The following is a 23,092-nucleotide window of genomic DNA, read 5'->3' on the forward strand; positions in this document are numbered from 1 at the left end:
GATCCACGCCATGCGTGGATGCTTTGCGCGTGATTCTCGAATACCGGAAAAAATGAACGATTTCAGCCACATCACATCGGCGTGAGGGCTGGGCGATTTCACATCTGAACTGTGATTTCCCGCACGCAAGTTCACCTATCGAAACGGTTCACCACACGGCAGACTGCAAGCGCAGTGCCGCACATACGCAGTTCCTGATTTCCCGCCCAGGAGTGCCCGATGTCCCGTGCCGTTCCGCGTGCGTTCCGTCCGCGCCGCCTTGCCGTTTCCGTGCTGCAGGCCCTGACCGTCCCGTCCATCATGCTGCTGACCGCCGGCGCGGCCTGGGCTGGCTGTGACACCGTCGCTCCCGTTGCGGGCCAGACGGTCACCTGTGATGCCAACGCGCCGAATCCTCAGACGGTGCCGATCACCGCCACGAGTGCGGCCGGCATCACCGTCAACGTCGCCAGCGGCGCGCAGCTGCAGCAGAGCGGCGGCGCCGGTGCCATCGCCCTGGTCGGTGCCGGTGGGCACCTGCTGTCCAACCTGGGAGCGATCAGTTCGGTCGGCGGCGAGGCCGTGCAGCTCGGTGGCGGCAGCCGTGTCGAGAACACCGGCAGCATCAGTACCGGCAACAACATCGCCCTGCAGTTCGTGGGTGCGGGCGACAGCGTGCTGGTCAACCGCGGCACGATCAGCGGGCGCACCGGCGTGCAGTCCGGTGCCGGCAATGATCGCCTGGAGATGCAGGCCGGCAGCATCTCCGGCGGCGTATTGCAGGGCGATGGAAACGATGTGCTGCTGCTCAGTGATGGCACGATCGACAGTGTCGACCAGGGCGGCGGCGATGACCAGATGACCGTCACCGGCGGCACCGTCACCGGTGTGGTGGTGCAGGGCAGCGGTCGCGATGATTTCGTCATGAGTGGCGGCACGATCGGCGCGCTGCAGCAGGGCGACAACATCGATACGTTCCGCATGAGTGGCGGCCGCATCATCGGCGCGTTCGAGGATGGCGACCAGGCCTGGATGACCGCTGGCCGCATCGGCCGCGTCAACATGAAGCTGGACAAGAATTTGTGGGACCAGTCCGGTGGTACGGTTGACGGCAACGTGGTGACCGGCTTCGACACCGATACCATCATCATCTCGGGCACGGCCTACATCGGCGGCAACATCAGCGTCAGTGGGGGCAGCGACAGCGTGACCATCACCGATGGCACCGTGCGCGGGCAGGTACTGCTCAGTACCGGCAACGATACATTCAACTGGAGTGGCGGCGGCATCGTCTACGGCGCGATCGACATGGGGCCGGACAACGACGTGGCCAACCTCAGCAGCCTCAACCAGGGCAACCTCGGTGCCGTGCCGCTGTTCGACGGTGGCAGCGGCGTGGACCAGCTCAATCTCAACAACGTCAAAACCGCTGGCGTCAGCCGCTTCCAGAACTGGGAAACGATCAACCTGGCCAACAGCACCGAGCTGACCTTCGATGGCGATCTGGTGCTGGGTGACAGCGCATCCGGCGCCGGCATGCTTACCGTGGATGACACCAGTACCCTATACGCAGGCAGCGGTGGGCATGCGATCCGTCCTTTCAACAGCGTCGCACTGGTGGAGGTGGTCAACGCCGGGCGCATCGATCTGACCGGCACCGGCGCCGGCGACGTGTTCACCGTGCGTGGCAACTACCGCGGTGACGGGGGTGGCCTGTACCTGCGCACCGTTCTGGGTGCGGATAATTCCACCAGCGACCGCCTGGTGATCGATGGCGGTACCGCCACCGGCACCACCGGCATCGGCGTGCTCAATGCTGGCGGCAGCGGTGCTGCCACGCTGGCCGACGGCATCCTGGTGGTGCAGGCCTTGAACGGCGCGAGTACGGCACCCGGTGCGTTCTCGTTGTTCGCGCCGGTAGCAGCCGGCGCCTACGAGTACTTCCTGTTCAAGGGCGGTGTCAGTGCCGGCACCGGCGAGAACTGGTACCTGCGTTCGACTCTTGTGGCCGGACCGACGCCGGCGCCAAACGGAAGCGGTATCAATGGCGTGCCGCCGCCGCCGACGCCCCCCGTCGCACCGCCGCCGCCGATCACCCCGGCACCGCCGCCGCCGCCTGAAGGCGCCACCGATCCAGACCTGACTGCCGGCGAGACCGCGCCACCGCCGCCTCCACCGGAGCCCGCCCCGGTGGCACCGCCCAGTGACCCTGCCGTGCCGGACGTGCCGGACGTGCCGGTGGCCGGCGGCGCACTGCCCGGCACCGGCACGCCGCCGACACCCGGTGCGCGTCCGGCCGAAGGCGCGGTGGTGCCGCTGTACCGCGTGGAAACCGCGGCCTACGCTGTGGTGCCACCGTTGCTGCGCGAGACCTCGCTGGCCAGCCTCGGTACCTTCCACGAGCGGCAGGGCGAGCAGCGCCTGCTGTACAACCAGGGTGCGTTCCGCACCGCCTGGGGCCGTCTGGTGGGGCAGAGCAGCGAGATCCATTGGAAGGGGGATGCGCAGCCCGGCTTCGACGGCGATGTGATGGGCCTGCAGGCTGGCCTGGATGTGTGGGCAGCGGCCAGCGACAGCCACCGCAACCAGATCGGCGTACTCGTCGGCCGCACCCGCGCGCAGGGCAGGACCACGGGCCTGGCGCTGGGCTGGGAGAACGTGCAGGTGGGCCAGAACCGGCTGGATGACAAGCACGTGGGCCTGTATTGGACGTTCACCGACAGCCGCGGTGGCTACATCGACGCCGTGGCGATGCAGAGTCGCTACGATGGCCGGGTAAGCTCGTCCCGTGGTCTCGGCTTCGGCGTGAGCGGCGACGGCACCAGTGTGTCGGTGGAGGCCGGCAAGCCGCTGCTGCACTTCGGTCAGTCCGCATGGTGGCTGGAACCGCAGCTGCAGGTGATCTGGCAACGCACCTCGCTGGATGACCGCCGCGATGAGGTCTCGAGCGTGCGCTTCGACAATGACAACGCCTGGACCGGCCGCATCGGCCTGCGTCTGGCCGGTGATTACCAGCTGGCCGACAACGGCTGGCAGCCGTATTTCAAGCTCAACTACTGGCATGGTCGTTCCGGCGAAGACCGCATCCGTTTCGACGACGACGTGATCATCAATTCGCAGCGTTCGCGCGCGCTGGAAGCCGGTGTGGGTGTGGTCGGCCGTTTCAACCGCACCATCAGTGCGTACGCGGTGGCTGACTACACCCGTGAACTGGGTAGCGACCGCAACGAGAAGCGACGCATCATCGAAGGCAACATCGGCCTGCGCGCGGACTGGTAGCGTCCGGTACGGGTGTCATGACCCGCTCTGGTGGGTGTCGATCTTGGTCGGCACGAATCTTCCCGTGGTCATGACCCTGTAGAGCCGAGCCATGCTCGGCTGCTTTGATCGTGTCCCATGCAGCCGAGCATGGGCTCGGCTCTACAACGGCTATCCGCGCAATGGCGGGCATGATTCGCCACGGTTATGCTGTGGACCTGACCCAACGACAAGGAAACGTCGCATGCGGATGTGCAAGGGAGTGTGTGGGATTGGTGCGCTGACGCTGTCCCTTCTGGCAGCCAATGCAACAGCCGCCACCGCGTCCACCACCGAAATACCTTCGCCGGAAGCGCAGGTACAGATCCTGGATCTGCTCGAGCATGAAGCCTTGTATCGGGACAAAGTGGACTGGCCTGGCACCCGCACACGACTGCAATCGGTGCAGGGTGACCCCGTGAAGCGGCTGGCGTTGCTGCGCGAAGCCATTGCGGTCAGCACGGGCAATCATGGCGTATGGACGACGACCCAGCGCCAGAGCGAATCCCTTGCGCGCGCGCAGCAGGTCGGCGCCGCTGCCGTGGAAAAGGCCAAGGCCGCCGATGCGGTGGATGCGCGCATCGGCTGGCTGGTCATCGAGGGATATGCCTCCACGCCCGGCGCGACGCCACAGGAAGCGTTCCGTCAGAACATCCAGCGCGCCGCGCGGTGGCAGCAGGTCATCCGCGGCAAGGACGACGGCATGCGCTGTGGCTGGATCGTCGACCTGCGTGACAACAGCGGTGGCAACATGTGGCCGATGCTGCTGGGCATGGCACCGCTGCTGCGCACCTCGGTGGTGAACAACGAAGATGTGGGGTCGTTCGAAACCGCACAGGGGCCGGAGCGCTGGACGTTGACCGCGACCGCCGTGCAGCATGCAGGCAAGCCGGTGCTGGACTTCGGCCAGACCGGCTATGTGCTGCGGCAGCCTGGCGCGCCGGTGGCGGTGCTGTTCGGACCGCGTACCGGCAGTTCGGGCGAGGCCTCGGCACTGGCGTGGCGTGGCCGCGCGCAGACGCGCAGCTTCGGCCAGCCGACGGCAGGGGTCTCGACTGGCAACAACGTGCGCACACTGGCCGATGGCAGCCGCCTGTTGTTGACCACCACCGTGATGCGCGACCGCAATGATCGTGGTGATGGGTTGAAGATCGAGCCCGACCAGCGCATCGAGGGCGATGCCGCCACTTTGGCCGCCGCCCAGGCCTGGCTGCTGGCCCAACCCGCCTGCACGGGCAACTGATCCATGATCCTGATCGGCCAGCAGGAGCGGGTGGTGGTGGTCGGCCCAACCGAAGCCCACCACTGCCTGCACTGCCAGACGGAAACCGACTTCGCCCCTCAGCTGCGCTACAAGATGGCGCGCATCGACCTGCTGTTCGGCTTCACCCACCAGCGCCGCTACGAGCTGGCCTGCACCCAATGCGAACACGGCTGGGTGCTGGACACCGAGTCCATGGACCAGCAGCTGGGTGGGGTGCCGATTCCATGGCGGCACCGCTTCGGCCTGCCGCTGATGCTGATGGGGGTGGCGGGGCTGGCGTCCGCCGGGTGGATGTGGCGGCACGGATACATCGGTTGAGGACTGGGCCTGTTAAAGTCTGCCCTGCAATCACGTACCGGAACCGACCATGGACCACGACACCCCGTTCGACCCCCTCAACGACCTCGAGGTGCGCCTGCTGCAGGCACAGGACGGCACGCTGACCGCGTCGCAGTTCCTCGACGGCCTGCTGACCTCGACGGCGTTCGTGCTGCTGGACAAGGCCATCGGCGAAGACGGTGCCTGGGACGAGAGCATCTCGCCGCTGGTGCTGACCAGCGAAAGCGGCGAGCCGATGTTCGCGGTGTTCACCGCGCCCGAGCGCGCCGGCCTGTGGCACGAGCAGCTGCCGCAGTTCGCCCATGCCATGCCGATCGCGGTGCACGCGCTGCTGGCCGGTATCGGCGACGGCGTCGGCCTGGTGCTGAACCCGGGCCTGGACGTGGGCATGGAGATGATTCCCGATGCCGTGGCCCAGCTGAAGCAGCGTGCGGCGGCGATCACCCGCGGCATGGCGCACTGAGCCAGGAACCACGTTCGGCAAGGGGCGCATGAGGCTGCAATGCTCTGCACGAAACGGGCAGGGCAGGCGAGCGGCAGGGAAAGTGGGCACGTGCGGACCCAGGGGGCGTCCCCCGCTCATGGGGGAGGCAGTTCAGGATGGACCTGCTGGAGAACGGAATGGTGGCTTCGAAGCTGCGGCTGGCGTTGTTCGCATCGACTTCACTGATGTACAGCGCCATTGCCGGCGCACAGGTCGTCACCTACGTCCATACCGACGCCCTCGGGTCGGTTGTCGCTGAAACCAACGGGGCGGGCGCCGTCATCACACGCTATGACTACGAACCCTACGGAGCCGCGATCGGTGAAGGGGTGGCCGATGGTCCTGGCTATACAGGGCATGTAAGCGACGCGGCTACTGGGTTGAGCTACATGCAGCAGCGTTACATGGACCCACAGCTGGGAGTATTCCTGTCGGTGGACCCGGTGACGGCATATGGGCAGCCGGTCGGGCAGTTCAACCGCTACCACTACGCCAACGGAAATCCCTACCGGTTCACGGATCCGGATGGACGATGCCCGGAAGGGGCCGGCCGGTCCACGTGCATCGATGCCAGGCGTTTCGACCAGAGCCGATCAAGTGGCCTGGACATCCAGCTTTCCGCACAGACGGAGAAGACCGCTCTGGCCAACACCGATTCGGTGAGAGTCGGTAGTGGCAACCGGGAGAAGGCTGTCACCATCGAGGCAAGCAGCAACGGTACCGAGTCGATCCGGGTGGATCCATCAATGGCGACGTCCTCGGATGCGTCCGGGTTCTATGCGGAACTGACGCCGACCTCCGATACCGTGGCTGTGATGCACGGCCATCTGGAGCAGAGTGGCCTGGTGGATCGGCTGACACCAGGAGATTCCGGTCCCCTCGTGAGCCCGGGAGTTCCCAACATCACGGTGGACAGCACGGGTTCGCGGGTCGGTGTGCGTGAGCTGGTCGACGGCAAGGTGCAATTCCGGATGATTCAGGGCCGCATGACGCCGACCGAGCAGCGGCTCATCCAGCAGAACATCACCAAGCAGCAGGAGCTGTTCTACCTGCCAGGAAGTGGGCGATGAAGTGGTTCCTGCCTGGCGTCTTCCTGTTGTTCGCAACCGTGGCCGGGTGTGCAACTTCCGGGCAGGCACCTTCCTCCAACCCGGCGGCGCTGCTGCCAAGCAAGGCCATCAAGGGAAGTGCGGAGCTGGATGGGTCCCAGGTGGAGCTTCGCGGCTACCTGGTGGCACAGTTCGAGGATCGTGGCATCTGGGACAGCAAAGCGGAGTACCGCCGGTACAACAGTGAAGCAAGCTGTGTGTCGCTTTTGATCCCCAAGCGCATGATTGACCAGGTTGAACGACGCTCTGGTGCCTACGCGACCATCAGGGGGAAACTGATCGGGGACCTGCGATCCCGAGGGACCGTGCTGCTGGGTGGATGCAATGTTGTGGCAATTGAAGTCCAGGAGTTGGGTGAGAACTGACTCCTGTGGCGGCAACCTGGGGTTGCCGGCCAGCGGCCGGCACTACCCATGACGCTCCACGCGCGCCCGGTACGGCCGTTGAGAATCAGCGGGCGGCGGCAATCGCCTTCACCCGTGCCTTGGCCAGGGCTTCGCCGATGGCCGGGCCCTTCAGATGGGTGGTATCCAGATCCCGCGCCTGTACTGACAGTGCCGCCTGGTGCAGGCGCTTGAGCGTCTCGCCCTGCGGGTAGTCGGCGTCCTCGAAGCCGAGGCGGCCACGCTTGTCAGCCTCGCAGCACAGCGCGATACGCGCCACGCGTTCGGGGCGGCGCAACGCATCGCAGCGGCCAAGCAGTTCCAGCACCGTGGTGTCGCGCAGTTCGTCGATGCGATGCACGTTCAAGTGCTCGCGACAGACCGCTTCGGCCAGCTGCTGGTGCTCGGTGGGAACCTTCAGCCTTGCGCACAGTGCCTTCAGCGGCTTCACGCCACGCTGCTCGTGCATGATGTGGCGCGGCCACTCCTCCGGCGGGGTCAGGCCCTTGCCAAGATCGTGGGTGAGGGCAGCGAAGCCGACCAGATCATCGCCGGGGGCCAGCTTCGCGGCCATGTCGCTGACCATTTCCTGATGGATGCCGGTGTCGATCTCCGGATGGAACTCGGCGCGCTGCGGCACACCGTACAGCGCTTCCAGCTCGGGCAGGATCGGGCCCAGTGCCTGTGCATCATGCAGCGTGCGCAGGAATGCCGAAGGCTGCGCACTGACCAGCACCTTGCGCAGTTCCTGCCACACTCGCTCCGGCACCAGTGCATCCAGTTCGCCACTGGCGGCGATCTCGCGCATCAGGTCCATGGTTTCCGGCGCGACGGTGAAGCCCAGCGGCGCAAAGCGCGCCATGAAGCGGGCCGCGCGCAGCACGCGCAGCGGGTCTTCGACGAAGGCGGGACCGACGTGGCGCAGCACACGCTGTTCAAGATCACGCACGCCGCCGTAGGGGTCCACCAGATGGCCGCTGTCTTCGTCGCAGGCAATGGCGTTGATGGTGAAGTCGCGGCGCTGCAGGTCGTCTTCCAGCGTTACTGCCGGATCGGCATCGACCACGAAGCCACGATAGCCGCGGCCGGACTTGCGCTCGGTGCGCGCCAGTGCGTATTCCTCACCGGTTTCCGGGTGCAGGAACACCGGGAAATCACGACCCACGGCGGTGTAGCCCAGCGCTTCCATCTGCGCGGGCGTGGCGCCGACCACGACCCAGTCGCGGTCACCGGCAGGGCGCTGCAGCAGGCGGTCGCGTACGGCGCCGCCGACAAGATAGATCTTCATGGGGGGGATGATCGCACGGTAGTGCCGGCCGCTGGCCGGCAACCCCGGAACATTGGCCGATGCCGGCCAGCGGCCGGCACTACCGCAGTGTGATCAATCCCCGCCCTGGTCGGCATTGGCGGCGCAGCTGAAGCTCTTGCGCTTGTCGACCAGGCGGCCCATCAGGCGGTCGCTCAACGGCAGGGCATCACCATTGAGGCGCCAGTCGTAGATCACGCTGAAGGCCAGCACGCGGGCCACGTACTCGCGGGTTTCCTTGTAGCTGATGGTCTCGATCCACAGGTCCGGGTCAAAGCCCGGACGCTGGCCCTGCCAACGCGCGGTCGGGGTCGGGCCGGCGTTGTACGCGGCGATGGTCACGTACGGCAGGCCGTCGTACTTGTTCATCAGCTGGCGCAGGTAGGCGGTGCCGATGGCGATGTTGGTGTCCGGGTCGTACAGGCTGTCGGCGCCGCCGTAGCCGGTCAGGCCGATCGACCTGGCAACGCCGGCACCGGTGGCCGGCAGCACCTGCATCAAACCCATGGCATTGGCAGGCGAGCGCGCGCGCGGGGTGAAGGTGCTTTCAGCGCGGATCTCCGCGGCCACCCAGGCCGGGTCGATCGCATTGCGTGCTGATTCACGGCGGATGGTGGCGTCGTGGTGCAGGGGGAAGCGCAGGTCGTACAGGCGTTGCTCCTGCGGTTGCTTGCCCAGTGCGAACACGGCACGATCAAACCAGCCGTTGTCCTGCGCCACGCGCACGGCGAGGCGGCGCTGGGTGTCATCGAAGCGCGACAGCGCGCTGTTCCATTCAGCCACGGCCCAGCCGGTGCGGTCGATCTGGTAAAGCGCCATCGCGCGCTGGATGGCCGGGTCACGCGCGATCACCGCCTGTGCCTGCGCACTGTCGTTCGGCTTCCACGGACACAGCGTGTAGCCCTGCTGCAGTTTGTCGGCGGCCAGGAAGCCGTGGAAGGTGGGCGCACGCGCGGCGTCGCGGAACAACGGCTGTGCCTGCGATGCCTGACCGGTCTTCTCCAGCATGCGGCCTTCGAAATAGGCCCAGCGCGAATCGCTGCGCTGCTTGCTGCCCATCTTGCGGATCGCGGTCAGTGCCGCCGGCCAGTCGCCGCGCGACATTGCTTCGCGAACGCGCCATTCGTGCAGGCGTTCGTCATAGGCCGATTCGGGCACCGCATTGAGACGGCGCGCTGAATCCGGCAGGTAGGAGGCCACGGTCCACAGGGCGATCTGGTACAGCACCTGGCCCTGCTGGGCGGCGCTCAGGCCGAGGGCCTGTGCGTACTGCGGCAGCTGTTGTTCGGTGGCGCCCGGATCGGCTTTGGCCAGTTTTTCCAGGCCATCGGTGGCGATGCGCCGGCTGCGCTCGTTGCGTGGCCAGTTCAATGCGCCGGTGTTGGGCTTGTCGACGAAGGCGGCGTAACTGTTGGCCTGCGCCAGGTCTGCGGCGGGCAGGCCGCGTGCAGCGCTGCGCATCACCGCCGGCTGCTGTGCGTCGGCGGCGGCATCGATGCGCTCCCAGCGCAGCGCATCGCTCAGGCCGCCCTGTGCCTGCAGCACGGCGAACACCGCGTCGCAGCCGTCCGGCAGCGACTTGCCGTTCTTGCGCCACAGGTCCTGTGCTTCGCTGATCCACTGCGGATCGACCTTGCCGGTGACCTGGCGTGCGGTCAGCTGCGCACAGCGCAGCCCGACGTTGTCGGTGGGGGCCCAGTTGGCCAGCAGGGTCGGCCAGTCCTGGCGGCGCGCAACCGAAGGCAGCCACACGCTGCGGAAGGTGGTGGCCACGGCCTGGCCGTCGTAGCGCTTGAGGAAGGCCTGGGCCTGCGCGGTATCGACCGTGTCGATGTTGCGGCGCAGGTTGGCGTACTCCAGCCAGCCATAGGCCGGGTGGCGACTGAGCGCACCGGCCTGGCCGGGATCGAACTGGCCGCGTTCGGCAGCAGCGATCGCGGCTTTCAGCTGCGCGTTCTGGGCGTCGAGGGACTGGGCGTTGGCGCAGCCGATCAGCAGCGTGGTGGCCAAGGGCAGCAGGGACAGGGCAGTGGGAGTGCGTCGGGTCATGGCGATCAGCATAGCGGGGGCTGGCTGAATTCAGTTTCGCATTGTGTGCACGCCCTGGGGGTGGCATTGGCGTGCCTGATCGACGTGGTCCGGGCGGGGCAGCGATACCAGGCCCGCACGACGTTCGTGCGATGATCCCGGCAATGTGCGGGCTGCCACTGACGGGCCGCTCTTCCTGCGATGGAGCGCGGTATGCGATACGAATCCAGTCCGGCGAATGTGCTGATCGCCAACATCAACCTGGCACCGTTGGTGGATGTACTGCTGGTGCTGCTGGCGCTGGTGATCACCACGCTGCCGATGGCCAGCACGGCTGTCATACAGCCGTTCCAGCAACGTACCGCCTGCCCACCCGGCCTGGGACAGTCGACGCCCGTCCCGATTGATCTGCGTATCGACGCCGTCGGTGGCCTGTTCTGGAGCGATCGGCCACTGGATGATGCAGCCCTGCGGCAAGTGCTTGCCCGGGCCCGGCAGCTGCCTGAGGCGCGGCAACCGTCGGTGCGCCTGGTTACCGCCGATGGCACCGATTACGGCGACCTGATCCGGGTGCTGCGGGTTGTCAATCAGCACGGCCTGCGTGTGGTTGCGCCGAACGACCCGCCGCGGTAACTGGATCCTCTCTGGCATTCGGCGAGCGCTGTCGTAGTCACCATGGTGCGCATGGTTTCGAACAGTACCGTCCGGTCTGAATATTCCGTTATCTGACGCAATCAGTCGTCAACTGCGTCAAATCCGCGTGAAAGAGTGTCGATCATCACGCCGTGGTTTTTACTGTTTGTTTACAAAGGAGACGCTGCCGCCATGCAGGGGGGAGCGCGGCAGTCCATGTCCCGACATTCCTTTGGAGAGAGAGCGAATGATTCACCTGCATCACCGCCCGTTGGCGGTTGCCGTCGCGCTGTGCGTGACGGCCCTGGCACCGTTGGGTGCCGCTGCGCAATCCACCACCAACCTCGATGCGGTGGAAGTCACCGGTACCCGCATCAAGCGCGCTGAAGTCGAAGGCCAGGTGCCGATCCAGACACTGACCCGTGGTGACATCGAGCGCACTGGCCTGACCTCGATCGGCGAGGTGCTGCAGCAGCTCACCGGTTCCGGCTCCGCGCTCAACGCCAAGTTCAACTCGTCCGGCAACTTCGGTTTCCCGCCCGATGGCAGCGGCGTGGGCGCCGGCTCGGCGCAGGTCGATCTGCGCCACCTGGGCGCCAAGCGCGTGCTGGTGCTGGTCGATGGCATCCGCTGGGTCAATGAGTCATCGGCGTCTGGTGTGGGCTCGGCTACCGACCTCAACACCATTCCGCTGGCCATCGTCGAGCGCATCGAGGTACTGGAGGACGGCGCGTCGTCGCTGTACGGCTCCGATGCCATCGCCGGTGTGGTCAACATCATCACCCGCCGCGATTTCGATGGCGGCCAGGTGACGCTGAACTACGGTGAGTACAGCAAGGGCGACGGCACGCAGAAGGGCGTGGACCTGGCCTGGGGCAAGAGCGGCGATCGCTTCAGCCTGTTCCTGGGCGCCAGCTGGACCAAGCAGGACCCGGTGTTCGCCAAGGACCGCGAGCAGTCGCGCTTCCCGATTCCCGGTACCGGCCTGGCGTTTGGCAGCGGTGGCATTCCGCAGGGCCGCTTCGCCTTCGTCGACCCGAACACCGGCGCGTCGCAGAACATCGTGCCCAACACCGGCGTGAGCAATCCGCGCTACGACGGCAGTGCCGGCTGCAACCGCACGGATGATTACCACTGCTTCACCACCGCCGATCGCTTCAACTTCGCCGAATACAACATGGTGCTGACGCCGTCGGAGCGCAAAGGCCTGTTCGGCCAGTTCCGCTTCGACATCACCGACAACGTGCAGTGGTACATCAAGGCGCTGGGCAATCGCCGCGAGTCGACCAACCAGGCCGGCCCCGAACCGCTGTTCTTCGGCCCCGATGGCGCCACCGGCAATCCGCTGGCCGACAACATCGTGGTCTCGCGCCTGAACCCCTACAACCCGTTCGGCTTCGATCTGGTCTCCGGCGGCAACATGAGCCTGATCGGCCGGCGTCCGGTGGAAGGCGGTGCGCGCGTGTTCAAGCAGGAAGTGGACACCACCTACTTCGCCACCGGCCTGGTTGGTGACTTCCATGCCGCCGACCGCAGCTGGTACTGGGACGTCAACGGCATGTACAGCAAGAACAAGGCCGAACAGACCAACTACGGCAGCTATGACATCTACAAGGTGAACATGGCGCTGGGCGATCCGGCGGTGTGCGCCGCCACGGCCGGCTGCGTGCCATTGAACATCTTCGGTGGCGTCGGTTCGATCACCCCGGACATGCTGAAGTGGATCCAGCCGGTGGTGCGCGATCGCAGCCAGAACGAGCTGAGCCTGTTCACCGCCAACCTGTCCAGTGAGCTGTTCTCGCTGCCGGCCGGCCCGGTGTCCTTCGCCACCGGCTTCGAGTACCGCAAGTACAAGGGCTCCTACCAGCCCGATCCGTTGACGGTGATCGGCCACTACAACGGCGTGCCGTCACAGCCCACCTCCGGTTCCTACGACGTCAACGAGGCCTACCTGGAGTTGAGCGTGCCGATCTTCGCCGACTCCTCGTTCGGCAAGAAACTGGACCTGAGCCTGGCCGGTCGCTATTCGGACTACTCCACCTTCGGTGGCGAGTTCACGCCCAAGTACGGCCTGCGCTGGCAGGTGACCGATGACTTCGTGCTGCGCACCACCTACGCCGAGGGCTTCCGTGCACCGTCGATCGGTGAACTGTACGGCTCGGCCGCACGTGCCGACCTGCAGCTGTTCGATCCGTGCTCGGTGGGTCTGGGTGGTACGCCGCCACGTGGCAGCGCCGCCAACTGTGCCGCGCTGGGCGTGCCGGCCGGCTTCCAGCAGGCCAACTCGCAGATCTCGGTGACCACCGGCGGCAACCGTGAGCTGGACCCGGAACGTTCGCGCAGCTTCAGTGCTGGCTTCGTGTGGAGCCCGTGGTTCGGCAACAACGCCTCATGGTCGGAGCGCTTCGATGTGGAAGTGACCTTCTACCGTCACGCCATCGACGGTGCGATCCAGGCGATCAATGCACAGACCCAGCTGGACCTGTGCGTGGATACGCTGGACCCGATCTACTGCAACGGCATCACCCGCGCCAGCACCGGTGCGGTCAGCAGTTTCAACAACCGGCTGACCAACCTGGGCTCGATCAAGACCGATGGCTGGGACGTGGATCTGTTCTGGACGCTGCCGCAGACCTCCATCGGCCAGTTCAAGCTGGCGTGGAAGAACACCTTCGTCGGCCGTTACGAGGCTACGGGTGCGGCGGGGCAGAAGCAGCCGCAGAAGCCGGGCGTGGAAGTGGCCGACAGCTCGATTCCGGAGTGGACCAGCAACGCCAGCATCGGCTGGACGCTGGACCGCTGGAGCGCCAACTGGACGGTGCGGCATATCTCCGAGCTGACCGAGAACTGCGGCGATGCCGCGGCCTTCCCGGTGTGCAGCAACCAGGCTGCGGGCACCAACACGCTGTCGGCCACCACCTTCCATGACATGCAGGTGGGCTACAAGATCGACTGGATGAAGGGGCTGCAGCTGACGGCCGGCCTGAACAACGTGTTCGACAAGGATCCGCCGATCTGCCTGTCGTGCTCGTTGAACGGCTACGACGCTTCGACCTACGACATCCCGCGTGGCCGTTACTGGTACCTGCGCGCGGACCTGCGCTTCTGATGAAGGGCCGGTGCCGGGAATGTCCCGGCACCGGCCATCAGGGATCAATCAGGAGTGTCCTGTTCCGGATCGTCCTGCTCAAGGGCCGCGTGGCGGAAGGCCGTGCGCGCCCAACCCAGCCCGACCACGATCATCATCGGCCCGACCGCGAAGGCGGGCAGTGACGGGATGCGGAACTGCGACTGGCGCTCGATCAGCAGGTTGTAAAGGATCCAGGCAACCAGCAGCAGGCCGATCCCCGCGCACAACAGTCCGAACAGCACCTGTGGAACGCCCATTGCCAGGCCCAGCGCGCGCTCGGTGCGGGTGGGGGCGGGGATGGCACGCAGTTCCCGGCCCAGATCGAACCAGAACAGGATCGCTGCGGGCAGGCCGATCAGCAGAAGCAGGATGAAGTAGCCATTGCCGGTGGCGACCATCAACGGCAGCGAAGAGAACAGGGCCACGAGCGAGAGACCGAGTTTCGTGCGGGTGCGCATGGCCGGTCGTCCTTGAGGGGGAAGGCGCGAGGTATCCGTGTGCGCGACGCTACACCTGCAAGGGCAGCGCGGCAACGGGGGCGCCGAGCGCCCCCGTTGTAGCCTCGAGCCGTGCTCGACTCCACAGAAGCCGGTTACATCAGAACGCCCAGGTGAACGTCAGCGAGCCGTTGCGGCCATCGCCGTACGCACCGTAGCCGGTGATCTGCGAGTAGTACTTCTTGTCCAGCAGGTTGTTGAGGTTGGCCTGCACGCTGAACTCCGGCGAGATGCGGTAGCGCACGAAGGCGCTGACCAGTGCGTAACCTTCCTGCTCGAAGCGGCCGACTACCGGTGCGGCGTAATAGATGCGGTTCTGCCAGTGGGCACCGCCACCGACAGTCAGTTCCTGCAGCGACTGCGGGGTGTAGCTGGTGAACAGCTTCAGTGCGGTCTGAGGCAGGTTGGTGTTGATGTCGGCGCCGTTGATGTCCTTGGCCACATAGCGCGAAGCACCGAAGGTCGCGTTCCAGCCCGGTGCCAGTTCGCCGTTCACTTCGAATTCGAAGCCACGGCTGACGGTGCCGCGTGCGGCGATCGAGGCGAACTCACCCGGGCGGCCGATGATCGGCTCGCTGGTGACCTGGGCGACGTTGTCCTGCTCGATGCGGAACACCGCCAGCGAGGCATTCAGGCGGTTGTCGAACCAGGCACCCTTGACGCCCACCTCGTAGCTCTTGCCGTCGACCGGGTCGAGATAACGGTCGTTGCGGTCACGGGCGGTCTGCGGCTGGAAGATCTCGGTGTAGCTGGCGTACGCGGAGTAGGTGTCGTTGATGTCATACACCAGGCCGGCGTATGGGGTGGTCACCTTGTGTTCGCGGTCGTCGTTCTCGCCTTCGCTCTTCCAGTTGGTGTAGCGCGCACCGAGGATCAGCTTCAGCGGATCAGCCAGCGACAGACGGGTGGCGGCATAGCCGGCCTTCTGGGTGATGGTGCCTTGGCTGGCCAGTGCCAGCGGGTTCCAGTTCGGCTGGGCGATGTTGCCGGTCCAGTCGAGATAGGAGCTGAAGGGATTCCAGCCGGTGCCGGGGCCGCCCATCTGGAAGTCACCGTAGTTGGCGAATTCGCGCTTGTTGTAGCTCAGGCCGGCCATGAACTGGTGCTCGCGGCCGAACAGCTGGAACGGGCCGTCGACGTAGCCATCGATGCCATCGACCTTGCGCTCGGTGTTGTAGAAGCCGGCCATCGGCGTGACGCCGGTGCCCGTGGCCTTGTCGAACGCGGTGTAGGACGGATAGAACAGCTTGTCGTCGGCCTTGGTGCGGTCATGGGTGGCGCCGATCCTGAACTTCCAGCCGTTGCTGAAGGCATGCTGCAGGGTGGCGAACGCACGCTTGCTGGTGGTGTCCCAGTAGGTCCAGTCCGGCGACGGATTGAACGAGGTCGGGTAATTCGTCGGGCTGCCATCGGCGTACCACATCGGGAATCCACCCCAGGTCGCACCATTGGCGCGCTTCTGCTGGTAGTCGTAGCCCACGCTCAACTGGGTGTCCGGGGTCAGGTCGGCGTCGATGACCGCATAGCCCAACGTCTTGCGCTGGTTGTAGCGGTCCATCTGGCCGTCGGTGTCCAGGTAGCTGCCGATCACGCGGCCGCGCACGGTGCCGCTGGCGTTCAGCGCGCTGCCCACGTCAACGGTGGTGCGGGTACGGCCCCAGCTGCCGACGTTCACCGACACGCTGCCCGCCAGTTCGGCACTGTCGGCATGCTTGCGGATCAGGTTCACCGATGCGGACGGATTGCCGGCACCACTGAGCAGGCCGGTGGCACCACGCACCACTTCCACGCGGTCGTACAGCGCCAGGTCCAGGCCGGAATCACCATAGCTCCAGTTCTGCACCATCTGCGTGGGCAGGCCATCGAACTGGTAGGCATCGATGTAGAAGCCGCGCGCGTAGAACTCCGTGCGCTCGCTGTCGGACTGGGTGCTGGTCACGCCGGTGGTGTTGGCCAGCACGTCGATGATGTCGTCCAGGTTCTGATCTTCGATGCGCTGGTGGCTGATGATGCTGATCGACTGCGGGATCTCGCGCGGGGCCAGGTCGAAGCGGGTACCGGCCGAGGTGCGGCGCACCGAATAGCCTTCGGCGCGTTCACCCTTCACCACCACCTTGTCGAGGGTGGTCGGGTCGGCGGCGGTTTCGGCGAAGGCGGTCGGGGCCACGGCGCAGAGAACGGCGAGCACGGCAACGGACAGCCGTTGCGGCTGCGGGGTACGGACGGCGGAACGGGTCATGGGGGTCCTGGGCGAGCACGCGCGATCAGCCGGCATCCAGGAGGCGAGGCGCTACGGGTAGGGAGAGGGCGGGCAGGCCGTCCTGGCGCTACCGGAAACGAAAGAAATGGTAATACGAACTATTCCTATTTACAAATCATGAACGAATCGACCCGGTGATCCGGCTGCGGGTTGGGTCAGCGCAGCAGCGGGAGTGGATCGCGCGCGCCGTCGGTGCCGTAGATGCCCCAGTGCAGGTGCGGCGGCGTGCCCTTGGCGTTGCCGCTGTCGCCGACGTGGCCGAGAAGGTCGCCAGCCTGGACCACCTGGCCACGCGCCAGGCCCTCGGCCCAGTCGTCCAGGTGGGCGTAGTAGTAGCGTTCGCGGGAGGGCCCGATCACCCAGACCTGGCGCCCGCCGAGCCCGCGTTCGCTGACATCCGCGATGACACCGGCCGTGGCGCTGCGCACCGGCGTGCCACGCCTGGCGAAGATGTCGATGCCAGCGTGCGAGCGGTCACGGCCGCGTGGTGCGCCGAAGGTATCGGCGATCTGCCTGGGCCTGATGCCTTCCACCGGCACCGGCAGCTCGGTGGCCGGCGGCATCCGCGAGAGTGCCCACAGCATCTTCGGTGCGGCCGCCCACGGGCTGTTCCACAGCGTCATCGCCGCAACGAGGGCAATGGCCAGCCACAGGCCGCGCAGCATCCAGCGGCGCAGGCGGTGGGCGGGGGACGGCGTTGTGCTCATGGTTTTCGATTGTAGGGTCGAGCCATGCTCGACTGCTGTCGCCTTGCGGTCCCACAGCCGTCGAGCATGGCTCGACGCTACAGCACCGGCAGCAGCGGCACCTCGAAACTCCGCTTCAACGTCCCCAGTGCCACCGATGTGCGGAAGCGCTCGATGTTGTCATCGCCACCGAACAAGCGCTCGGTGATCGCCTCGTACTCTTCCATCGACGCGGCCGAAAGCAGCAGCAGGAAATCGCCGTCGCCGGTGATCGAATAGCACTGCTGTACCGCCGGGTCGTCCTGCACACGTTGCTTGAACGGCGCCACGCGCTCGCGCTGCTCGCTGACCACGCGCACCTCGACGATGATGGTCAGCGGTCGCCCGACCTTGGCGGCGGCGACCACTGCCACATTGGCCGCGATTACGCCGCTGTCCTGCAGTCGCTTGATGCGGCGTTGCACGGCCGGGGTGGACAAGTGCACGGCCTCGGCGATTTCGCGCTGCGGCAGGGTGTTGTCCCGCTGCAGGAGGTCGAGGATGGCGCGGTCGAAGCTGTCGAGCACGGGGGCGGTGGCCATGGCGAGCAGAAGTTGCACGAACAGGCTGTCAATTGAGCCAAGTGCTCGGCGCCGGCGCAATAGACTTCGCATATGCAGACCTCACGACTCGCGCCGATGTTGCCAGCGCTGGCGGTGCTCGGCTCGGTCACCTCGCTGGCCATCGGCACCTCCTACGCAAAACACCTGTTCCCGCTGATCGGCGCCCAGGGCACCAGTGCGCTGCGCGTGGGCTTTTCAGCGCTGTTGCTGCTGCTGTTCTGGCGGCCATGGCGCTGGAAGACCAGCCGCGTGGATGCCATCACCATCCTGCGCTACGGGCTCACCCTGGGCCTGATGAACCTGCTGTTCTACATGGCCCTGCGCACGATTCCCTTCGGCATCGCGGTGGCCATCGAGTTCACCGGGCCGCTGACGGTGGCGATGCTGTCATCACGACGTCCGATCGATTTCCTCTGGGTGGGCTGCGCGGCGGTGGGGCTGCTGTTGCTGCTGCCGATCGGCGGCGGGCCGGCACTGGACCCGGCCGGTGTGCTGTACGCGATGGGCGCGGCGGCCTGCTGGGGCCTGTACATCGTGTTCGGCAAGCGCGCCGGTCATCTGCATGCCGGGCACTCGGTCTCGCTGGGGTTGCTGGCGGCGTCACTGGTGGTGGTGCCGGTGGGCGTGGTGCATGCCGGTGCCGCGCTGCTCGACCCGAAGATCCTGGCCGCCGGGCTGCTGGTGGCGCTGGTGTCCAGCGCGATCCCGATGTCACTGGAGATGATGGCGCTCAAGCGCCTGCCGAAGGAGACCTTCGGCATCCTGATCAGCATGGAACCGGCAGTGGCCGCGCTGTGGGCGATGCTGCTGCTGCACGAACACCTGCACGGGCTGCAGTGGCTGGCGATCGGCTGCACGGTGCTGGCCTCGGTGGGCAGCACGATGACCGCACGGCGGTTGAAGGGGCCGATCGCGCAGGCCGGGTAGCGCCGGGCCATGCCCGGCGAAGGGCATGCCAACCAAGGTTGGCACCTACCGGGTGCAGTCAGCGCAGGGCGTCGGCCGGGACGTCGATCTGCATCGCCAGGGCGAGGTGATCGGAGAACGCGGCCGGTACGGCTTCCACGGTGCGGGTCTGCAGCCCGCTGCTGACCAGGATGTGGTCGATGGCGCGGTCCGGGCGCCAGCTGGGGAAGGTCGGCACGATGCAACCGGGCGGCTGCAGCCGGGTCTTCTGGTACAGCACCTGCATTTCCGGGCGCTCGGCCAGGCAGTTGAAGTCGCCCATCAGCACCGCGTTGGGGTGGTCGGACAACAGCTCGGCGATGAAGCCCAGCTGCGACATCCGCGAGCCCGCGCCCAGCGACAGATGCGCCACCGCGACCGCCAGGCCGTCGGCGCCGTCGCCGAACTTGGCCAGCAGCACGCCGCGCCCGCCGATGCGGCCGGGCAGGGCGTGATCCTGCACTTCAACCGGTTCCAGCTTGCTCAACAGGCCGTTGGCGCTGGAGGCGACCCCGCCCATGCGCCGGTTCGGCTGGTGGCTCCAGTAATTGAAGCCGGCGCGCTGGGCCAGGTAGTGGGTCTGGTTGGTGAAGCCCGAACGCAGGCTGCCCGGATCGGCCTCCTGCAGGCCGACGATGTCGTGTTCGCGCGCCAGGGTGGCGATCGCGTCAAGGCTGCTGCGCTTGCGACCCGCCGGCAGCGCATGTGACCAGCTGCGGGTCACATAGTCGCTGTAGCGGCGGGTACTTGAGCCGGCCTGGATGTTGGCCGTCAGCAAGCGCAGGGTCCGTGTACGGGGGGAATTCACGGCCGGGAAACGCTTCTCTTGGATCAGTGAGCCTGGGCCGCACCGCGTTCGCGGGCGATCAGGTGGTCGGCGATGCGCAGCATGTCCGGGAAGCTCTTGCCCTTCACCAGGTACTTGCCGTTGACGATGATCGACGGGGTGCCGCTGATCTGGCTGCGCTGCGCGAACTGCTTGGCCGAGTTGGTCTTGGCATTCACCGCGAAGCTGCCCATGGTGGCGGCGAACTGCTTCGGATCCACGCCGTAGGCACCGTAGAACTTGGCGATGTCGTCCACCGAATCACGGCCACGCTCGCCCTTCAGGGTCTTCTGCGAGTGGATGGCGGCGTACAGCGCTTCGTGGGTCTTCTCCTGCACGCCGAGCGTCTGTGCGGCGTAGAAGGCACGGGCGTAGTCATCCCAGGTGCCGCCGAACATGGCCGGCACGTAGACGAAGTTCACATCGCTCGGCAGGCCGGCCTTCCACGGGCCAACCAGCGGCTGGAACGCGGCGCAGGCCGGGCAGACGTAGCCGAAGATCTCGGTCACTTCGATCTTGCCGGCAGCCGGCTGGAACGGCTGGCCGTTCGGGATCACCTGGTAGTCGGCGCCTTCCACCGGGGCCGGGCCGGTCAGCGCGGCGGTGGTCGGAGCCGGTGCGGCGGCAGCCGGTGCCGCTTCGGCCGGGGCCTTCTCGCCTTCGGCAGCCGCCGAAGCGGTGCCTTCGGTACCCGCGGCCGGAGCGGCCGGCTCGGTGGTTGCCGGAGCTGCCGCCGGTTCAGCCGGGGCAGCGGTGGTGTTGGTGCTGCCGTCGTCGGCCTTGCAGGCGGCCAGGATCGGCAGCAGCGCTGCGAGGGCGAGGGCGTAACGGATCTTCATGGAAACGTCTCCAGCATCTGGAAAGGTGGGGCCGGCGTCAGGCGCCGGCCAAGGGGAAATGATGACACGCGGCGGCGACAGCGCCGTGTCGGTGGTGGGTGTTGGTTCAGCGGCCGCGCGCTGCGCGGGCCTGGGCGATCAGCGCCGAGGCGATGCGCAGCTGGTCGTCGAAGCTGTTGCCGCGCACCAGGTACTGGCCATTGATGATGATGGCCGGGGTACCCGGCACCTTGGTGCGCTGGGCAAAGGCGCGGGCGGCATCGACCTTCTTCTGCACGGCGTCGCCGCGCAGGGCCTGCAGATAGCGGTCCGGGGTCACGCCATAGGCCTTGTAGAAGGTGGCGAGCTCATCGGCCGAGACGTTCTGCATCGGCAGCGAGCCATCCTGGTGCAGTGCCTTGAAGACCGCCGCGTGGCTGCGCTTGGCCACGCCGACTTCGTCGGCGGCGTAGTACGCCAGTGCCCAGGCGTCCCATGCACCACCGAAGGCGGCCGGGACCGGGGTGAAGCGCACGTCGGCCGGCAGCTTGGCCGCCCACGCCGCCAGCTGTGGCTCGAAGTGGGCGCAGTGCGGGCAGGTGTAGCCGAAGACCTCGACCACCTCGATCTTGCCGGCCAGCGGCTGGAACGGGCCCGGTTGGGCGATGCGCTCGTAGTCTTTGCCCTCGACCAGCGGGGCATTGGCGGGGGTAGCGGCGCAGGCTGCCAGCGGCAGCAGCACCAGCACGGACAACAGCAGGCGGGAAATCAACCTCATCGACACGCATCTCCGTTGAAAAAAGCAACGCCGGCGCGGTCGCCGGCGTGAAGGAAACATACCGCAGGCGCGGGCCGTGGTGGCGGCCCGGGCCGACCAGTGGCGGTCAGGGGGCGGCAGCCGGTTGTGCCGACGGGGTGGCAGTGGCCACATCGTCGGCCTTGTTGTGCAGGCCCTGCAGGTAGCTCGACAGCGCCTGCACCTCCTGCTCGCTCAGCTTCTGCGCGACCGTCGCCATGATCTGGAAGTGGGCCTTGTCGGTCTCGTTGGTCTGCCCGGCCTGGTACTCCTGCAGGCGGCGCGCGACATAGCTCGCGTGCTGGCCGCCGATGTGCGGATAGGCCGGGCCCGGATTGCCGGCACCGCTGGGGCCGTGGCAGGCCATGCAGGCCGGCAGGCCGCGCTTGGCGTCGCCGCCGCGGTACAACTGCTGGCCGATCTCGTAGAACTTCATGCCCTTGTACGGGCCGTCCGTGACCGCCGTGTCGTCGGCGATACCGGCGGTGGCCTTCTGCGTGGCGAAGAACGCGCCGATATCGCGCATGTCCTGCGGCGTGAGGTTCTGCACGAACGGCACCATCGCCACCGCCGCGCCGGAACTGCGCTGGCCGTTGGCGATCAGGGCCATCTGCTGGGCCACGTAGCGTTCGCTCTGGCCGGCGATGGACGGATACATCTCGACCGTGGAATTGCCGTCGGCGCCGTGGCAGGCCGCACAGGCCGAAGCCTTGGTCTGGCCGGCCTTGGCATCGCCCCAATGGGTCTTGCTGAAGTCCACCTCCAGCGAGGCGGTGTTGATCGGCCCGTTGTCGGGCAGCGGGGTCAACGTGGTCTGCGCGAACGCAGCAGCGGCAACGACTACGGCAGTGGCAAGGGCGGATACGGCAAGAACGCGAGCGTGGCGCATGCTAAAGCTCCGTATGGACCGGGCCGGGCGGTGGCCGCCGGCATCGCCCGGATTATCAACGGCGTTTCCGCGCACGGTCAACGCAGCAGTGCAGCAAAATGCCCGCAACGGCCGCCGGCACGGGCGCGCGGCGCCGCAACATGCGATCCTAGGCACATGTCATTGCTCATCGAACGCGCCCGCTACCACCTTTCGGCCCACAACGTGCGGCAGCTGCCGCCCGATGAAGGGGCCGAAGTGGCCTTTGCCGGCCGCTCCAACGCCGGCAAGTCCAGTGCGCTCAACGCGCTGACCCGCCAGAACGCGCTGGCCCGTGTCTCCAAGACGCCCGGCCGCACCCAGCAGCTGGTGTTCTTCCAGATCACCCCGGAAGCCCATCTGGTCGACCTGCCCGGTTACGGCTACGCCAAGGTGCCGCTGGACCTGCAGGCGCACTGGCAGGCCTTCATCGACCGGTATTTCCGTACCCGCGAGGCCCTGAAGGGGCTGGTGGTGGTGATGGACATCCGCCACCCGCTGAAGGACTACGACCGGCAGATGCTGTCCTATGCCGTACAGCGCGGCATGCCGGCGCACGCCCTGCTGACCAAGGCCGACAAGCTCAGCCGCAGCCAGCAGATGCAGACCCTGCAGAAGGTACGCAAGGAACTGCATTCGGCCTATGGCGACAGCGTCAGCGTGCAGGTGTTCTCCGGCGAGGACCGCACCGGCGTGGACGAAGCCCGCGGCGTGATCGGCGGCTGGCTGGGCCTGGCGTAAGGCGTTTCCGGTCGCCCGGCTGGCAGCCGGGCGCTACCGACCCAATCGGGTGGGTGCCGACC

The 23,092-nt window shown here is 66.7% G+C and carries 20 protein-coding genes; 10 read left to right on the plus strand and 10 right to left on the minus strand.

Features of this window, described 5'->3' with window-relative positions:
* Positions 1-219 precede the first annotated feature (219 nt).
* From AC5P57_RS14410 to AC5P57_RS14435, 6 genes are all read left to right on the plus strand, one after another.
* The gene (locus tag AC5P57_RS14410; RefSeq protein WP_262235362.1) at positions 220-3,258 is read left to right on the plus strand and encodes an autotransporter family protein; all 3,039 of its coding nucleotides are present in this window, start codon (positions 220-222) and stop codon (positions 3,256-3,258) included.
* Between the two features lie 223 nt (positions 3,259-3,481).
* Entirely contained in the window at positions 3,482-4,519 is a 1,038-nt protein-coding gene (locus AC5P57_RS14415) for a S41 family peptidase (RefSeq protein WP_262235361.1), read from the plus strand.
* Positions 4,520-4,522: 3 nt separating this feature from the next.
* On the plus strand, positions 4,523-4,858 hold the full coding sequence (locus tag AC5P57_RS14420; RefSeq protein ID WP_099551117.1) for a hypothetical protein: 336 nt from the start codon (positions 4,523-4,525) through the stop codon (positions 4,856-4,858).
* A gap of 49 nt (positions 4,859-4,907) precedes the next feature.
* On the plus strand, positions 4,908-5,342 hold the full coding sequence (locus AC5P57_RS14425; RefSeq protein ID WP_049429399.1) for an SseB family protein: 435 nt from the start codon (positions 4,908-4,910) through the stop codon (positions 5,340-5,342).
* 137 nt (positions 5,343-5,479) lie between these two features.
* A complete protein-coding gene (locus AC5P57_RS14430) occupies positions 5,480-6,433 on the plus strand; it encodes an RHS repeat-associated core domain-containing protein (protein ID WP_495219641.1) in 954 nt (317 codons plus the stop codon).
* Positions 6,430-6,837 (plus strand): hypothetical protein, encoded by a 408-nt coding sequence (locus AC5P57_RS14435; RefSeq protein WP_024957023.1) that lies wholly within the window; start codon positions 6,430-6,432, stop codon positions 6,835-6,837. The genes AC5P57_RS14430 and AC5P57_RS14435 overlap by 4 nt, the downstream gene beginning before the upstream one ends.
* 85 nt (positions 6,838-6,922) lie before the next feature.
* Here the strand turns inward: AC5P57_RS14435 and AC5P57_RS14440 are convergent, their stop codons facing one another.
* Together AC5P57_RS14440 and AC5P57_RS14445 are read right to left on the minus strand one after the other, a co-directional pair.
* Positions 6,923-8,143: a multifunctional CCA addition/repair protein gene (locus AC5P57_RS14440; protein ID WP_262235360.1), complete on the minus strand. Its 1,221-nt coding sequence runs from the start codon at positions 8,141-8,143 to the stop codon at positions 6,923-6,925.
* Positions 8,144-8,236: 93 nt separating this feature from the next.
* The gene (locus tag AC5P57_RS14445; protein ID WP_142806748.1) at positions 8,237-10,222 is read right to left on the minus strand and encodes a transglycosylase SLT domain-containing protein; all 1,986 of its coding nucleotides are present in this window, start codon (positions 10,220-10,222) and stop codon (positions 8,237-8,239) included.
* 180 nt (positions 10,223-10,402) lie between these two features.
* On the opposite strand from AC5P57_RS14445, the gene AC5P57_RS14450 reads away from it, so the two are divergent.
* Entirely contained in the window at positions 10,403-10,822 is a 420-nt protein-coding gene (locus AC5P57_RS14450; RefSeq protein ID WP_262235359.1) for an ExbD/TolR family protein, read from the plus strand.
* A gap of 247 nt (positions 10,823-11,069) precedes the next feature.
* Positions 11,070-13,931 carry a TonB-dependent receptor plug domain-containing protein gene (locus AC5P57_RS14455; protein ID WP_142806746.1) on the plus strand — a complete coding sequence of 954 codons (2,862 nt, stop codon included), beginning with the start codon at positions 11,070-11,072 and terminating at the stop codon, positions 13,929-13,931.
* A 44-nt stretch (positions 13,932-13,975) separates the two neighbouring features.
* On the opposite strand, the gene AC5P57_RS14460 is transcribed toward AC5P57_RS14455, so the two are convergent.
* The 4 genes from AC5P57_RS14460 to AC5P57_RS14475 all read right to left on the minus strand — a co-directional run bounded on the left by AC5P57_RS14460 (position 13,976) and on the right by AC5P57_RS14475 (position 17,976).
* A complete protein-coding gene (locus AC5P57_RS14460) occupies positions 13,976-14,410 on the minus strand; it encodes a hypothetical protein (protein WP_142806745.1) in 435 nt (144 codons plus the stop codon).
* Between the two features lie 139 nt (positions 14,411-14,549).
* Positions 14,550-16,688, minus strand: a complete 2,139-nt coding sequence (gene fhuE, locus AC5P57_RS14465) for a ferric-rhodotorulic acid/ferric-coprogen receptor FhuE (RefSeq protein ID WP_262235358.1) — start codon at positions 16,686-16,688, stop codon at positions 14,550-14,552.
* A 176-nt stretch (positions 16,689-16,864) separates the two neighbouring features.
* Positions 16,865-17,416 (minus strand): M23 family metallopeptidase, encoded by a 552-nt coding sequence (locus AC5P57_RS14470; protein ID WP_099551124.1) that lies wholly within the window; start codon positions 17,414-17,416, stop codon positions 16,865-16,867.
* 77 nt (positions 17,417-17,493) lie between these two features.
* Entirely contained in the window at positions 17,494-17,976 is a 483-nt protein-coding gene (locus tag AC5P57_RS14475; protein ID WP_262235357.1) for an Lrp/AsnC family transcriptional regulator, read from the minus strand.
* A 72-nt stretch (positions 17,977-18,048) separates the two neighbouring features.
* Here AC5P57_RS14475 and AC5P57_RS14480 point away from each other — a divergent pair, with 72 nt between their 5' ends.
* Entirely contained in the window at positions 18,049-18,924 is an 876-nt protein-coding gene (locus tag AC5P57_RS14480) for an EamA family transporter (protein WP_262235356.1), read from the plus strand.
* Positions 18,925-18,982: 58 nt separating this feature from the next.
* On the opposite strand, the gene AC5P57_RS14485 is transcribed toward AC5P57_RS14480, so the two are convergent.
* The 4 genes from AC5P57_RS14485 to AC5P57_RS14500 all read right to left on the minus strand — a co-directional run bounded on the left by AC5P57_RS14485 (position 18,983) and on the right by AC5P57_RS14500 (position 22,271).
* Positions 18,983-19,720 (minus strand): endonuclease/exonuclease/phosphatase family protein, encoded by a 738-nt coding sequence (locus tag AC5P57_RS14485; protein ID WP_005419292.1) that lies wholly within the window; start codon positions 19,718-19,720, stop codon positions 18,983-18,985.
* A 53-nt stretch (positions 19,721-19,773) separates the two neighbouring features.
* On the minus strand, positions 19,774-20,607 hold the full coding sequence (locus AC5P57_RS14490) for a thiol:disulfide interchange protein DsbA/DsbL (RefSeq protein WP_262235355.1): 834 nt from the start codon (positions 20,605-20,607) through the stop codon (positions 19,774-19,776).
* 106 nt (positions 20,608-20,713) lie between these two features.
* Complete coding sequence (locus tag AC5P57_RS14495) at positions 20,714-21,364, minus strand: thiol:disulfide interchange protein DsbA/DsbL (RefSeq protein ID WP_099551128.1); 651 nt, start codon at positions 21,362-21,364, stop codon at positions 20,714-20,716.
* Between the two features lie 106 nt (positions 21,365-21,470).
* Positions 21,471-22,271: a c-type cytochrome gene (locus AC5P57_RS14500; RefSeq protein ID WP_164137984.1), complete on the minus strand. Its 801-nt coding sequence runs from the start codon at positions 22,269-22,271 to the stop codon at positions 21,471-21,473.
* A 156-nt stretch (positions 22,272-22,427) separates the two neighbouring features.
* Here AC5P57_RS14500 and yihA point away from each other — a divergent pair, with 156 nt between their 5' ends.
* Complete coding sequence (yihA, locus tag AC5P57_RS14505) at positions 22,428-23,030, plus strand: ribosome biogenesis GTP-binding protein YihA/YsxC (RefSeq protein ID WP_099551130.1); 603 nt, start codon at positions 22,428-22,430, stop codon at positions 23,028-23,030.
* Positions 23,031-23,092 lie beyond the last annotated feature (62 nt).

Source organism: Stenotrophomonas sp. YJH_SMC_79 (assembly GCF_059367995.1).

Coding starts and splice junctions, on each gene's coding strand:
- yihA (WP_099551130.1), top strand. CDS start 22,428: ATGTCATTGCTCATCGAACGCGCCCGCTACCACCTTTCGGCCCACAAC.
- AC5P57_RS14410 (WP_262235362.1), top strand. CDS start 220: ATGTCCCGTGCCGTTCCGCGTGCGTTCCGTCCGCGCCGCCTTGCCGTT.
- AC5P57_RS14495 (WP_099551128.1), bottom strand. CDS start 21,364: ATGAGGTTGATTTCCCGCCTGCTGTTGTCCGTGCTGGTGCTGCTGCCG.
- AC5P57_RS14450 (WP_262235359.1), top strand. CDS start 10,403: ATGCGATACGAATCCAGTCCGGCGAATGTGCTGATCGCCAACATCAAC.
- AC5P57_RS14475 (WP_262235357.1), bottom strand. CDS start 17,976: ATGGCCACCGCCCCCGTGCTCGACAGCTTCGACCGCGCCATCCTCGAC.
- AC5P57_RS14440 (WP_262235360.1), bottom strand. CDS start 8,143: ATGAAGATCTATCTTGTCGGCGGCGCCGTACGCGACCGCCTGCTGCAG.
- AC5P57_RS14420 (WP_099551117.1), top strand. CDS start 4,523: ATGATCCTGATCGGCCAGCAGGAGCGGGTGGTGGTGGTCGGCCCAACC.
- AC5P57_RS14460 (WP_142806745.1), bottom strand. CDS start 14,410: ATGCGCACCCGCACGAAACTCGGTCTCTCGCTCGTGGCCCTGTTCTCT.
- AC5P57_RS14470 (WP_099551124.1), bottom strand. CDS start 17,416: ATGAGCACAACGCCGTCCCCCGCCCACCGCCTGCGCCGCTGGATGCTG.
- AC5P57_RS14500 (WP_164137984.1), bottom strand. CDS start 22,271: ATGCGCCACGCTCGCGTTCTTGCCGTATCCGCCCTTGCCACTGCCGTA.
- AC5P57_RS14430 (WP_495219641.1), top strand. CDS start 5,480: ATGGACCTGCTGGAGAACGGAATGGTGGCTTCGAAGCTGCGGCTGGCG.
- AC5P57_RS14445 (WP_142806748.1), bottom strand. CDS start 10,222: ATGCTGATCGCCATGACCCGACGCACTCCCACTGCCCTGTCCCTGCTG.
- AC5P57_RS14435 (WP_024957023.1), top strand. CDS start 6,430: ATGAAGTGGTTCCTGCCTGGCGTCTTCCTGTTGTTCGCAACCGTGGCC.
- AC5P57_RS14480 (WP_262235356.1), top strand. CDS start 18,049: ATGCAGACCTCACGACTCGCGCCGATGTTGCCAGCGCTGGCGGTGCTC.
- AC5P57_RS14415 (WP_262235361.1), top strand. CDS start 3,482: ATGCGGATGTGCAAGGGAGTGTGTGGGATTGGTGCGCTGACGCTGTCC.
- AC5P57_RS14455 (WP_142806746.1), top strand. CDS start 11,070: ATGATTCACCTGCATCACCGCCCGTTGGCGGTTGCCGTCGCGCTGTGC.
- AC5P57_RS14425 (WP_049429399.1), top strand. CDS start 4,908: ATGGACCACGACACCCCGTTCGACCCCCTCAACGACCTCGAGGTGCGC.
- AC5P57_RS14490 (WP_262235355.1), bottom strand. CDS start 20,607: ATGAAGATCCGTTACGCCCTCGCCCTCGCAGCGCTGCTGCCGATCCTG.
- fhuE (WP_262235358.1), bottom strand. CDS start 16,688: ATGACCCGTTCCGCCGTCCGTACCCCGCAGCCGCAACGGCTGTCCGTT.